Origin of the sequence: Streptomyces sp. NPDC059534 (assembly GCF_042743475.1) — a bacterium.
Taxonomy (GTDB): domain Bacteria; phylum Actinomycetota; class Actinomycetes; order Streptomycetales; family Streptomycetaceae; genus Streptomyces.
The window spans coordinates 62,533-75,015 of sequence record NZ_JBHWAQ010000031.1; the positions used below are offsets into that span (position 1 = coordinate 62,533).

Sequence of the window (12,483 nt, forward strand, 5' to 3'; positions counted from 1 at the left end):
GGAACCTTTTCCCCCTCCCGGCGCTTCTCCGCGGGCGCGCGCTGTATGGGTTGAGCCCCGAAACACCCTAAACGGCGGGCGCCCCCCACCGGAACTCCGGTGCGGGGCGCCCGCGTACGAGGCCGGTACGGCCCGGTGACGGCCTAGTACATGGCGTTGTAGATCTGGTAGCCGTAGCCGATCTTCACACGCGGCGCGAAGTACGTGCCGGCCGCTCCGCCGTCGAAGCGGTACAGGTCGCCGTTGGACGTCACGCCGACGAAGTCGGCCTTGCCGTCACCGGTGAGGTCACCCGTGGCGACCAGCTTGCCGTACGCCTGGAAGCCGTCGCCCAGCTTGATCCCGCCCTTGAACGGGGCGCCCGCCTGGCCCGTGCCCGGGTACAGGTACAGCGCGCCGCCCGCGGTGCGGGCCAGCAGGTCGTTCAGACCGTCGTTGGTGTAGTCGCCCGCACCGAAGATCCAGTTGTACGCCTGCCAGCCGCCGCCCACCAGGACGCGGTGGGAGAACGACGCGCCGCTGACCGACGTCCGGTACAGGTACAGCTTGCCGGAGCGGTCACGGGCCAGCAGGTCGCCCGAGCCGTCGCCGTTCAGGTCGCCGGGGCCCGCGAACATGTTGTAGACGCCCCAGCCGGCGCCCGCGTCCCGGCCCTCCACGTAGAGGTGGTCGTCCCACAGCTCCACGACGTCCGACTCGCCGTTCGGGTCGAACGAGGAGGCGTTGGTGATGTTCGCCCCGGCCCAGCCGCCGACCTCGCTGACCGCCTGACGGGCGCTGAGCTTGCCGTTGTTGAGCGCGTAGTACCAGTAGAGCGTGCCCGCCTTGTCGCGGGCGAGGAGCTCCTCCTTGCCCGCCGCGGGGATGTTGCCCGCGCCGCCGAACTGCGAGGCACGCGACCAGTAGCCCGCCTGGTACACCGGGTACCGGCCGGAGAAGGTGCCGTGGCCGCTGCCGTCGTACCGGTTCAGCGTGCCGTCCTTCGCCCGCGCGAGCAGGTCGGGGTGGCCGTCGCCGGTCAGGTCGTCCGCGCCCAGGATCTGGTTGAACTGCTGCCAGCCCGTACCGGCCGACGTCGGCGGCTTGAACGGCTTCGCCGGGTCGCCGGTGCTGCCGTAGTACTTCAGCTCGCCGGCGGGCGTACGGGCGACGAGGTCGCCCCGGGCGTCGCCGTCGTGGTCACCGAGACCGACGAGCTGGTCGTAGACCTGCCAGCCGCCCCCGATCCGCGTCCGGCTCTGGAACGGCGCGGCCGTGTTGCCGGTCGCCAGGTACACGTACAGGTCGCCGGCCGGGGTGCGGGCCAGCAGGTCCGGCCGGCCGTCGCCGCTCACGTCACCGGGCGAGAACACCTTGTTGTAGATGTTCCAGCCCAGCCCCGACCAGCTGCGGTTCCCGCCGAGGGAGATGTCGACGTTGGTGAACAGCTCCAGCCGGCCGAGCACCGACAGGGTCAGCACCTCCGGCCGCTTGTACCCGTCCACGTCCTGGTCGCCGACCGGAATGACGTCCTTGGCGAACTCGCCGGAGCCGCCGATGCGCAGGAACTCCTGGGTGTCGACGAAGCCCGAGAGCGAGATCGAGCCGTCGAGCTCCCGGTAGATCAGGTCGCTCCGGCCGTCGCTGTCGAAGTCGCCGCGGGGCACGGTGCCGTCGGTGTCGACGGCCGTGGTCCCGGCGTCGGCCAGCGCACCGGCCGACGGGGCCTTCCCGGCGGCCGACCGCTCGGCGGCCGGCCGTTCCTTGTCCACACCCGGCCGCGGCGCCGGGGAACCGGCGGAGGCGGGCGTCGCGAGCAGCATGCCCGCGGAGACGACGAGAGCGGTGGCGGCCGCGAGGCGCCGCGCACGGGAGAACTGCGGAGAAAGCAAGAAGATCCCCCCCAGGGATCAGGTGTCCACGGAACCCGGACGCGGGGGGTTCGCGCGGCGCCGGACGGCGTCAGGGCGCGCTCGGAAGCACGCGAGACGGCATCGCCCGGCGGTCGGAACACCCCCCCCCCGGATGTTGAACACGATTCTACTCACCGGTGCCCGGTACACCAGGGAATTGACCGGGGAATCAGACCGTCCGTGCGGTTTAGCCACCGGGGGGGCCGGTTGCCCGCCGGGCGGCCGGTCACCCGCCGGGCGGCCGGGCCCGTGGTGCCCGGCCGCCCGCTCGGCGGCCCCGTCAGTTCTTGCGGTGCCCTATCAGCCGCGGCTTCTGCTCCAGCCCGTCCAGACCGTGCCACGCCAGGTTCACCAGGTGCGCCGCGACCTCCGCCTTCTTCGGCTTGCGGACGTCCAGCCACCACTGGCCCGTCAGCGCCACACTGCCCACCAGCGCCTGGGCGTACAGCGGCGCCAGCTTCGGATCGAAGCCGCGGGCCTTGAACTCCAGGCCCAGGATGTCCTCCACCTGCGTGGCGATGTCACTGATCAACGAGGCGAACGTGCCCGTCGACTGCGCCACCGGGGAGTCCCGTACGAGAATCCGGAAACCGTCCGTGTAGTTCTCGATGTAGTCGAGGAGCGCGAACGCCGCCTGCTCCAGGAGCTCCCGCGGATGCCCGGCCGTCAGCGCGCCCGTCACCCCGTCGAGGAGCTGGCGCATCTCCCGGTCGACGACGACCGCGTACAGCCCCTCCTTGCCCCCGAAGTGCTCGTACACCACCGGCTTGGACACCCCGGCCTTCGCCGCGATCTCCTCCACCGACGTGCCCTCGAACCCCTTCTCGGCGAAGAGCGTCCGGCCGATGTCGAGCAACTGCTCCCGGCGCTCCGCGCCCGTCATCCGCACTCGGCGCCCCCGCCGGGGCTTCTGCTCTGCGCTGCTGCTGCCGGTACCGCCGGTCCTGCCCTCGATCGCCACGTCTTCCATCATGCCGCGTCTGCGGAGACACTCTGGCGGCGGGCTTCGATGCGGGACTTGGCCGGCCAGCGCACATCCGACGCCCAGCCCAGCAGCTCGAACCAGCGGATCAGCCGCGCGCTGGAGTCGACCTGGCCCCGCAGCACCCCGTGCCGCGCCGACGTCGGGTCCGCGTGGTGCAGGTTGTGCCAGGACTCGCCGCACGACAGCACCGCCAGCCACCACACGTTGCCCGAGCGGTCACGCGACTTGAACGGACGCTTCCCCACCGCGTGACAGATCGAGTTGATCGACCACGTCACGTGGTGCAGCAGCGACACCCGCACCAGGGAACCCCAGAAGAACGCCGTGAACGCGCCCCACCACGACCACGTCACCAGACCGCCGACCAGCGGCGGGATCGCCAGCGACAGCACCGTCCACAGCACGAACTGGCGGGAGATCGCCCGGATCGCCGGGTCCTTGATCAGATCGGGCGCGTACTTGTGCTGCGGCGTCCGCTCCTCGTCGAACATCCAGCCGATGTGCGCCCACCACAGGCCCTTCATCAGCGCCGGAACCGTCTCGCCGAACCGCCACGGCGAATGCGGGTCGCCCTCGGCGTCCGAGAACTTGTGGTGCTTGCGGTGGTCCGCCACCCAGCGCACCAGCGGACCCTCCACCGCCAGCGACCCCATGATCGCGAGCGCGATCCGCAGCGGCCGCTTCGCCTTGAACGCGCCGTGCGTGAAGTAGCGGTGGAAACCGATCGTGATGCCGTGGCAGCCGACGAAGTACATGACGACCATCAGTCCCAGGTCCAGCCAGCTCACCCCCCAGCCCCACGCCAGCGGCACCGCCGCGAGCAGCGCCACGAACGGCACCGTGATGAAGAGCAGCAGCGCGACCTGCTCGGTCGAACCCTTGCGATCGCCGCCGAGCGTGGCGTAGGGCAGGGCAGCGGTGCCGTCGGACGTCTCGGGCGCCGAGGTCACCTCGGGGCTCATGGTCATGGATGTCCCCTGGGGGTGAGGGTGAAGGTGGGGGAAAGAGCGGGAAAATACCCGAAAGTACGGGAAGACAAAGCCGTGGCTACGCCTCCGTAACCTACGGCGTCGTAAGTATGGCAGCGCCGTGGCGCGCGGCAAGAGGGCACAAGAAGGGGCCTGGCCGCCGACCACAATGTGGACACCTATCCTGGGTGCGTCGGACAGCGCGGTCCGCAAGCCTCCAGAACCCTCCAGACGTGCTGAAACACTGCAAGGAGCCGCACCTGTGAGCAGTGCCGACCAGACCCCCACCGCCAGCACCGAGCTGCGCGCCGACATCCGCCGACTGGGCGACCTGCTGGGCGAGACCCTCGTCCGCCAGGAGGGCCACGAGCTCCTCGACCTCGTCGAGAAGGTCCGCAGCCTCACCCGCGAGGACGGCGAGGCCGCGGCCGAGCTGCTGCGCGGCGTCGAGCTGGAGACCGCCGCCAAGCTCGTACGCGCCTTCTCCACCTACTTCCACCTGGCGAACGTCACCGAGCAGGTCCACCGCGGCCGCGAGATGCGCGAGAAGCGCGCCGCCGAGGGCGGCCTCCTCGCCCGCACCGCCGACATGCTCAAGGACGGCGACCCCGACCACGTACGCGAGACGGTCAAGAACCTCAACGTACGGCCCGTCTTCACCGCGCACCCCACCGAGGCCGCCCGCCGCTCGGTCCTCAACAAGCTGCGCCGCATCGCCGCCCTCCTGGAGACCCCGGTCATCGACGCCGACCGGCGCCGCCACGACCTGCGGCTCGCCGAGAACATCGACCTCATCTGGCAGACCGACGAACTCCGGGTCGTCCGCCCCGAGCCCGCCGACGAGGCCCGCAACGCCATCTACTACCTCGACGAGCTGCACGCCAACGCCGTCGGCGACGTCCTGGAGGACCTCGCCGCCGAGCTGGAGCGCGTCGGCGTCGAGCTGCCCTCCGGCACCCGCCCGCTCACCTTCGGCACCTGGATCGGCGGCGACCGCGACGGCAACCCCAACGTCACCCCCCAGGTGACCTGGGACGTCCTGATCCTCCAGCACGAGCACGGCATCACCGACGCCCTCGAACTCGTCGACTTCCTGCGCGGACTGCTCTCCAACTCCATCCGCTACACCGGAGCCACCCAGGAACTCCTGGACTCCCTCCAGCGCGACCTGGAACTCCTCCCGGAGATCAGCCCCCGCTACAAGCGCCTCAACGCCGAGGAGCCCTACCGCCTCAAGGCCACCTGCATCCGGCAGAAGCTCGTCAACACCCGCGAGCGCCTCGCCCAGGGCTACCCGCACCAGGACGGCCGCGACTACCTCGGCACCGCCGAACTGATCCGCGACCTCACCCTCATCCAGACCTCCCTGCGCGAGCACCGCGGCGGCCTCTTCGCCGACGGCCGGATGGACCGCACCATCCGCACCCTCTCCGCCTTCGGCCTCCAGCTCGCCACCATGGACGTCCGCGAGCACGCCGACGCCCACCACCACACCCTCGGCCAGCTCTTCGACCGCCTCGGCGAGGAGTCCTGGCGGTACGCCGACATGCCGCGCGACTACCGGCAGAAGCTCCTCGCCAAGGAGCTCCGCTCGCGCCGCCCGCTCGCCCCGACCCCGGCCCCGCTGGACGCCGCCGGCGAGAAGACCCTCGGCGTCTTCCACACCATCAAGGAAGCCTTCGAGCGCTTCGGCCCCGAGGTCATCGAGTCGTACATCATCTCGATGTGCCAGGGCGCCGACGACGTCTTCGCCGCCGCCGTCCTCGCCCGCGAGGCCGGCCTCCTCGACCTGCACGGCGGCTGGGCCAAGATCGGCATCGTGCCGCTCCTGGAGACCACCGACGAGCTCAAGGCCGCCGACGTCATCCTCAACGACATGCTGGCCGACCCCTCCTACCGGCGCCTCGTCTCGCTCCGCGGCGACGTCCAGGAGGTCATGCTCGGCTACTCGGACTCCTCCAAGTTCGGCGGCATCACCACCTCCCAGTGGGAGATCCACCGCGCCCAGCGGCGGCTCCGCGACGTCGCCCACCGCTACGGCGTCCGGCTGCGCCTCTTCCACGGCCGCGGCGGCACCGTCGGCCGCGGCGGCGGCCCCTCGCACGACGCGATCCTCGCCCAGCCCTGGGGCACCCTGGAGGGCGAGATCAAGGTGACCGAGCAGGGCGAGGTCATCTCCGACAAGTACCTGATCCCGTCCCTCGCCCGCGAGAACCTCGAACTGACCGTCGCGGCCACCCTGCAGGCATCCGCCCTGCACACCGCCCCGCGCCAGTCCGACGAGGCCCTCGCCCGCTGGGACGCGGCCATGGACACCGTCTCGGACGCCGCCCACACCGCGTACCGCAAGCTCGTCGAGGACCCCGACCTGCCCTCGTACTTCTTCGCGGCCACCCCCGTCGACCAGCTCGCCGACCTCCACCTCGGCTCGCGCCCCTCCCGCCGCCCCGACTCGGGCGCCGGACTCGACGGACTGCGGGCCATCCCGTGGGTGTTCGGCTGGACGCAGTCCCGCCAGATCGTCCCCGGCTGGTTCGGCGTCGGCTCCGGCCTCAAGGCCCTGCGCGAGGCCGGCCTCGACGCGGTCCTCGGCGAGATGTACGAGCGGTGGGGCTTCTTCCGCAACTTCCTCTCCAACGTCGAGATGACGCTGGCGAAGACGGACCTGCGGATCGCCCGCCACTACGTCGACACCCTGGTCCCCGACGACCTCAAGCACGTCTTCGACACCATCGAGGCCGAGCACGCGCTGACCGTCGCCGAGGTCCTCAAGGTCACCGGCGGCGCGACGCTCCTCGACTCCAACCCGGTCCTCCAGCAGACGTTCGCCATCCGTGACGCCTACCTCGACCCGATCTCCTACCTCCAGGTCGCCCTGATCGCCCGCCAGCGCGCGGCCGCCGAGCGCGGCGAGGACCCGGACCCGCTGCTCGCGCGGGCCCTCCTCCTCACGGTGAACGGCGTCGCGGCGGGCCTCCGCAACACCGGCTGACACCCGCCCCGGACACGACGGTGCCCCCGTGGAGACCTCCACGGGGGCACCGTCGTGACGGGGTACGTCAGTTCTGCTGGGCCTTGCGGCGACGGGTCACCAGGACCGCGCCGGCGGCCGCGAGGGCCAGGGCCGCGGCGGCGATGATGCCGACGGGGGCGCTGGAGCCGGTCTCGGCGAGGTTGCCCTCGCCCTTGGTGTCCGAACCACCCGTGGTGGAGCCACCGGTGGCGGTCTCACCCGTGGTCGAGCCGCCCGTGGCGGTCGTCTCACCCGTGGTGGAGCCACCCGTGGTGGTCTCACCCGTGGCCGAGCCGCCCGTGGTGGTCTCACCCGTGGTGGTCTCACCGGTCGTGGTCTCACCCGTGGTGGTCTCGCCGGTGGTGGTCCCACCCGTGGTGGTCTCGCCGGTGGTCTCACCGGTCGTGGTCCCACCCGTGGTCGTCTCGCCGGTGGCGCCGCCGTTGGTGGTCTCGCCGGTCGTCGTCTCGCCGGTCGAACCGCCGTTGGTGGTCTCGCCGGTGGTGCCGCCGGTCTCGGTCGCCAGGCAGGTGTGGGACAGGTTGAACCAGCCCTGCTTGACCGCGCCCGTGACCTCGGCGACGGCCGACGTCAGCTTCGCGCCCGGCGCGGACGCCACGTACGCGTGGTCGTCCTTCGGCGGACCGAAGGAGGTGATGACGATCGGCGCGCCGTTGTCGAAGGTCACCGTCAGCTTGGTGAACTCGACACCCTTGCCGGGAATGACGAAGTGCCAGCCGTCCTTGTCGGCCGGAACCGTCGGGCAGTCCCCGTCGTGGCCGGCCTCGGAGGCGGCGATCGGGGTGGGCTGGTGGAGCGGCAGCGTGAACGGCTTCGGGCTGTCCGACGCGAAAGCGGCGGGAGCCAGAGTCACGGAGCCCGCCATGGCCGCGACAAGAGCGGCTGCGGGTATGAGGGAGCGTCGCATGTGCAGTCGTCCATCTGTGGAATGAGGGATGCCGTGGGAGGTGGCTGAGGCAGCCTATCCATCTCTTTAAGTCGGCTTTAAGCCAGAGGCCCATAACGATTGCGCCAGGAACCAGGCGGAAAACGGTCAGAGCGCCAGGAACGCCGCCACCAGCAGCGCCCCGCCGGCCCCCGCCACCGACCACGCCGTCCGCGGCAGCCGCAGACCACCGCCGATCAGCGGCGCCGCGAGCAGCAGCGCGCCGCCCAGCGGCAGCCACGCGTGCAGACCGCCGCCCCAGCCCGTCCGGACGCCCTCGTCCGTGCCCGGCTTCACCACCACCGGGATCGTCTCGCCCTTCTCCGCCGCCACCGACCGCGTGATCGTCAGCGTCCGCCGGGTCGACGAAGGGTCCTCCGGGGCGAAGGTGCCGCTGCACGTCTCGTCCGTGCAGCCGGTCACCGTCAGCGTCCCGTGCTCGCGGCCCTTCGCGAGCAGGACGTGCTGGGCCGAGTTCCACGAGGCCCACCCGCCCGCGACGACGAGGAGCAGGGTGACCAGGGCCATGGCGGCGTTACGGACGTGCGTCATGACCCGCGATCGTACAGTCGTACGCTCCGACCGCCAGGGCCTAGGAGTTGTACGCGGACTGCGCCCGCTCCAGGCCCTCCGCGACCAGGCACTCCACCGAGTCCGCCGCCCGGTCCACGAACCAGTCGAGATCCTTGCGCTCCGTCGAGGAGAAGTCCTTCAGGACGAAGTCCGCGACCTGCATCCGGCCCGGCGGACGCCCGATCCCGCACCGCACCCGGTGGTACTCCGCGCCCATCGCCTTCGTCATCGACTTCAGGCCGTTGTGCCCGTTGTCGCCGCCGCCGAGCTTCAGCCGCAGCACCCCGTAGTCGATGTCCAGCTCGTCGTGGACGGCCACGACGCGCGCCGTCGGCACCTTGTAGAAGTCCCGCAGCGCCGTCACCGGGCCGCCGGACAGGTTCATGTACGACATCGGCTTCGCCAGGATCACCCGGCGGTTCTCCGGCCCGGGAGGCCCCATCCGGCCCTCCACGACCTGCGCCTGCGCCTTCTGCGCGCGCTTGAACGAACCGCGGATCCGCTCCGCGAGCAGGTCCACGACCATGAAGCCGATGTTGTGGCGGTTGGCCGCGTACTCGGGCCCCGGGTTGCCGAGGCCGACGATCAGCCAGGGCGCGTTGGCGTCGTCCGTCATGTGCGTCAGGTCTCCTCGTATCCGTACACGCGCGTCCGTACAAGCGAAACGGGGTGACGGGCCGTACGGCCCGTCACCCCGTCACGTCAGGCAGAGCCTACGGCTCAGACCTCGGTGGTCTCGGCGACCTCGGCCTCGGCGGCCGGCTCCTCGGCCTGCGCGGCCAGGACCTGCAGGACCACGGCGTCGCCGTCGGTCACGAGGGAGGAACCCTTCGGGAGGACGATGTCCTTGGCGAGGACGGAGGCACCGGCCTCCAGGCCCTCGACGGAGACCGTGATGGCCTCGGGGAGGTGGGTGGCCTCGGCCTCGACGGAGAGGGTGCCGAGCACGTGCTCCAGCAGGTTGCCGCCGGCGGCGAGCTCACCCTCGGCCTGCACGGGGATCTCGACGGTGACCTTCTCGCCGCGCTTGACGAGGAGCAGGTCGACGTGGACCAGGAAGCCCTTGATGGCGTCACGCTGGACGGCCTTCGGGATCGCCAGCTCGTTCTTGCCGTCGATGTCCAGGGAGAGCAGGACGTTCGGCGTACGGAGCGCCAGGGCCAGGTCGTGGGCCGGGAGGGTGATGTGCGCCGGCTCCGAGCCGTGGCCGTAGACGACGGCGGGAACCTGGGCGTTGCGGCGGATCGAACGGGCGGCGCCCTTGCCGAACTCGGTACGGACGGCAGCGGCGAGCTTGACCTCGGACATGGTGCACTCCTCGTGGAAAGGTGACGAAAGAAGAGTCACCCGGCCACGACTGGCGATGGCCTGCTACGAAGAGCGCGTCGATAACGGACCGCCGTGACCCCATGGGGTACGGCCTCCCTCGCCGAGCAACTACGGCAGTCTACCGGCCCCCCGGCCTCCCACCAATTCGATCACCCCGGGCCCCGGGCCCGGAACACGGCGGAGGGCCGCTCCCCCGAACGGGGAAGCGGCCCTCCGCGGGACTCCGTGGCTCAGTGCTCCTCGAAGAGGCTCGTCACCGAACCGTCCTCGAACACCTCGCGCACCGCGCGCGCGATCGTCGGCGCGATCGACAGCACGGTGATCTTGTCCAGCTCCAGGGCGCCCGGCACCGGCAGCGTGTCCGTGAAGACGAACTCGCTCACCTTGGAGTTCTTCAGACGGTCGGCGGCCGGACCCGACAGGATGCCGTGCGTGGCCGTCACGATGACGTCCTCGGCGCCGTGCGCGAACAGGGCGTCCGCGGCCGCGCAGATCGTGCCGCCGGTGTCGACCATGTCGTCCACCAGGACACAGACGCGGCCCTTCACGTCACCGACGACCTCGTGCACGGTGACCTGGTTGGCGACGTCCTTGTCACGGCGCTTGTGCACGATCGCCAGCGGCGCGTCCAGACGGTCGCACCAGCGGTCGGCGACCCGCACGCGGCCCGCGTCCGGGGAGACGATCGTCAGCTTGGCGCGGTCGACCTTCGCACCCACGTAGTCCGCGAGGACCGGGAGGGCGGACAGGTGGTCCACCGGGCCGTCGAAGAAGCCCTGGATCTGGTCGGTGTGCAGGTCCACCGTCAGGATGCGGTCCGCACCCGCCGTCTTCAGCAGGTCCGCCACCAGACGCGCCGAGATCGGCTCGCGGCCGCGGTGCTTCTTGTCCTGACGGGCGTAGCCGTACGACGGGATGATCACGGTGATGCTCCGGGCCGAGGCCCGCTTGAGAGCATCGATCATGATCAACTGCTCCATGATCCACTTGTTGATCGGAGCCGTGTGGCTCTGGATCAGGAAGCAGTCCGCGCCGCGGGCCGACTCCTGGAAGCGGACGTAGATCTCACCGTTGGCGAAGTCGAACGCCTTGGTGGGAACGAGACCGACGCCCAGCTGGTGCGCGACCTCCTCGGCCAGCTCGGGGTGGGCGCGGCCGGAGAAGAGCATGAGCTTCTTCTCGCCGGTCGTCTTGATCCCGGTCACAGCACTGTCTCCTCAGACGTGTTCCCTGGCCGCGATCCCGCGCCTGTCGAGCGCATGTGCGAACCAGCCGAATTTGTGTGCACGTATCACGGTACGCCGAGTTCGACGTACCCGTTTCCGGTCAGCTTTCGCCGTCGGACTCCTCCGAGGCGGCCTGAGCGGCCTGCGCGGCAGCACTGCCGGGCCGCTTCCGGGCCACCCAACCCTCGATATTCCGCTGCTGGCCACGGGCGACCGCCAGCGAACCCGCCGGCACGTCCTTCGTGATCACGGACCCCGCGGCGGTGTAGGCACCGTCCCCGATGGTGATGGGAGCCACAAACATGTTGTCCGAACCCGTACGGCAGTGAGAGCCGATCGTGGTGTGGTGCTTCGCCTCGCCGTCGTAGTTCACGAAGACGCTCGCCGCGCCGATGTTCGTGAACTCGCCGATCGTCGCGTCACCCACGTACGACAGGTGGGGCACCTTCGTGCCCTCGCCGATCGTCGCGTTCTTCATCTCCACGTACGTGCCGGCCTTGGACTTCTTGCCGAGGTTCGTCCCCGGACGCAGGTACGCGAACGGGCCCACGGAAGCGCTCTCGCCGATCACGGCCGAATAGGCGACCGTGTTGTCCACCCGGGCGCCCCTGCCGACCGTCGTGTCCGTCAGGCGCGTGTTCGGGCCGACCTCGGCGTCCTCGCCGATGTGCGTCGCGCCCAGCAGCTGCGTACCCGGCAGGATCACCGCGTCCGCCTCGAACGTCACGGTCACGTCCACGAAGACGCTCGCCGGATCCACCACGGTCACACCGGCGAGCATCGCCCGCTCGACCAGCCGCCGGTTCAGCAGGGCACGCGCCTCGGCGAGCTGCACCCGGTTGTTGATCCCGAGGATCTCGCGGTGGTCGCCGGCGACGGAGGCGCCCACCCGGTGGCCGGCCTCGCGCAGGATCGACAGCACGTCGGTGAGGTACTCCTCGCCCTGGCTGTTGTCGGTCCGCACCTGGCCGAGGGCCTCGGCGAGCAGCAGCCCGTCGAACGCGAACACACCCGAGTTGATCTCCCGGATCGCGCGCTGCTCGTCGGACGCGTCCTTGTGCTCGACGATCTCCGTCACGGCGCCGGAGGCGTCCCGCACGATCCGGCCGTACCCGGTGGAGTCCGGGACCTCGGCGGTCAGCACCGTCACCGCGTTGCCGTCCGCGGCGTGCGTGGCCGCGAGCGCCCGCAGCGTCTCACCGGACAGCAGGGGAGTGTCACCGCACACGACCACCACGGTCCCGTCCGGCGTCTTCCCCAGCTCCTCCAGCGCCATCCGCACCGCGTGCCCGGTGCCGTTCTGCTCCTCCTGGACGGCGGTGCGGGTCCCCGCGTAGTGCTCCTCCAGGTGGCCCTTCACCTTCTCCCGGGCGTGCCCGACGACCACGACGAGGTGCTCGGGCTCCAGCTCACGGGCGGCGGACACGACATGCCCCACGAGCGACCGTCCGGCGATCTCGTGCAGGACCTTGGGAGTCTTCGACTTCATGCGGGTGCCCTCACCCGCTGCGAGGACGACGACGGCTGCCGGGCGGTTGGCGCTCACGGGAA

Annotated in this window: 10 protein-coding genes; 1 reads left to right on the forward strand and 9 read right to left on the reverse strand. The window is 70.8% G+C overall.

The genetic code is table 11. The annotated features are described in order from the left end of the window. Positions 1 to 143: 143 nt before the first annotated feature. The 3 genes from ACFVZH_RS30445 to ACFVZH_RS30455 form a co-directional block, all read right to left on the reverse strand. The gene (locus ACFVZH_RS30445; RefSeq protein WP_384902290.1) at positions 144 to 1,871 is read right to left on the reverse strand and encodes an FG-GAP repeat domain-containing protein; all 1,728 of its coding nucleotides are present in this window, start codon (positions 1,869 to 1,871) and stop codon (positions 144 to 146) included. 301 nt (positions 1,872 to 2,172) lie between these two features. Continuing rightward, a complete protein-coding gene (locus tag ACFVZH_RS30450) occupies positions 2,173 to 2,865 on the reverse strand; it encodes a TetR/AcrR family transcriptional regulator (protein ID WP_384902291.1) in 693 nt (230 codons plus the stop codon). Beyond that, entirely contained in the window at positions 2,862 to 3,845 is a 984-nt protein-coding gene (locus ACFVZH_RS30455) for an acyl-CoA desaturase (RefSeq protein ID WP_384902293.1), read from the reverse strand. The genes ACFVZH_RS30450 and ACFVZH_RS30455 overlap by 4 nt, the downstream gene beginning before the upstream one ends. 262 nt (positions 3,846 to 4,107) lie before the next feature. On the opposite strand from ACFVZH_RS30455, the gene ppc reads away from it, so the two are divergent. Further along, positions 4,108 to 6,837 carry a phosphoenolpyruvate carboxylase gene (ppc, locus tag ACFVZH_RS30460; RefSeq protein ID WP_384902295.1) on the forward strand — a complete coding sequence of 910 codons (2,730 nt, stop codon included), beginning with the start codon at positions 4,108 to 4,110 and terminating at the stop codon, positions 6,835 to 6,837. 67 nt (positions 6,838 to 6,904) lie between these two features. Here the strand turns inward: ppc and ACFVZH_RS30465 are convergent, their stop codons facing one another. The 6 genes from ACFVZH_RS30465 to glmU all read right to left on the reverse strand — a co-directional run bounded on the left by ACFVZH_RS30465 (position 6,905) and on the right by glmU (position 12,478). Next, positions 6,905 to 7,732, reverse strand: a complete 828-nt coding sequence (locus ACFVZH_RS30465) for an LPXTG cell wall anchor domain-containing protein (protein ID WP_384902296.1) — start codon at positions 7,730 to 7,732, stop codon at positions 6,905 to 6,907. Between the two features lie 180 nt (positions 7,733 to 7,912). After that, positions 7,913 to 8,356, reverse strand: a complete 444-nt coding sequence (locus ACFVZH_RS30470; protein ID WP_384902298.1) for a hypothetical protein — start codon at positions 8,354 to 8,356, stop codon at positions 7,913 to 7,915. A gap of 40 nt (positions 8,357 to 8,396) precedes the next feature. Further along, the gene (gene pth / locus ACFVZH_RS30475) at positions 8,397 to 8,993 is read right to left on the reverse strand and encodes an aminoacyl-tRNA hydrolase (protein WP_190105337.1); all 597 of its coding nucleotides are present in this window, start codon (positions 8,991 to 8,993) and stop codon (positions 8,397 to 8,399) included. A 104-nt stretch (positions 8,994 to 9,097) separates the two neighbouring features. Next, the gene (locus ACFVZH_RS30480) at positions 9,098 to 9,685 is read right to left on the reverse strand and encodes a 50S ribosomal protein L25/general stress protein Ctc (protein ID WP_384902300.1); all 588 of its coding nucleotides are present in this window, start codon (positions 9,683 to 9,685) and stop codon (positions 9,098 to 9,100) included. A 251-nt stretch (positions 9,686 to 9,936) separates the two neighbouring features. Then, a complete protein-coding gene (locus ACFVZH_RS30485) occupies positions 9,937 to 10,911 on the reverse strand; it encodes a ribose-phosphate diphosphokinase (RefSeq protein WP_141302919.1) in 975 nt (324 codons plus the stop codon). Positions 10,912 to 11,032: 121 nt separating this feature from the next. After that, entirely contained in the window at positions 11,033 to 12,478 is a 1,446-nt protein-coding gene (gene glmU / locus ACFVZH_RS30490; RefSeq protein ID WP_384902302.1) for a bifunctional UDP-N-acetylglucosamine diphosphorylase/glucosamine-1-phosphate N-acetyltransferase GlmU, read from the reverse strand. Between the last annotated feature and the right edge of the window lie 5 nt (positions 12,479 to 12,483).

Bases quoted from the DNA above. Each gene is read 5' to 3' on its own strand.
- ACFVZH_RS30470 (WP_384902298.1), bottom strand. From the start codon at position 8,356: ATGACGCACGTCCGTAACGCCGCCATGGCCCTGGTCACCCTGCTCCTC.
- ACFVZH_RS30480 (WP_384902300.1), bottom strand. From the start codon at position 9,685: ATGTCCGAGGTCAAGCTCGCCGCTGCCGTCCGTACCGAGTTCGGCAAG.
- ACFVZH_RS30455 (WP_384902293.1), bottom strand. From the start codon at position 3,845: ATGACCATGAGCCCCGAGGTGACCTCGGCGCCCGAGACGTCCGACGGC.
- pth (WP_190105337.1), bottom strand. From the start codon at position 8,993: ATGACGGACGACGCCAACGCGCCCTGGCTGATCGTCGGCCTCGGCAAC.
- ACFVZH_RS30450 (WP_384902291.1), bottom strand. From the start codon at position 2,865: ATGATGGAAGACGTGGCGATCGAGGGCAGGACCGGCGGTACCGGCAGC.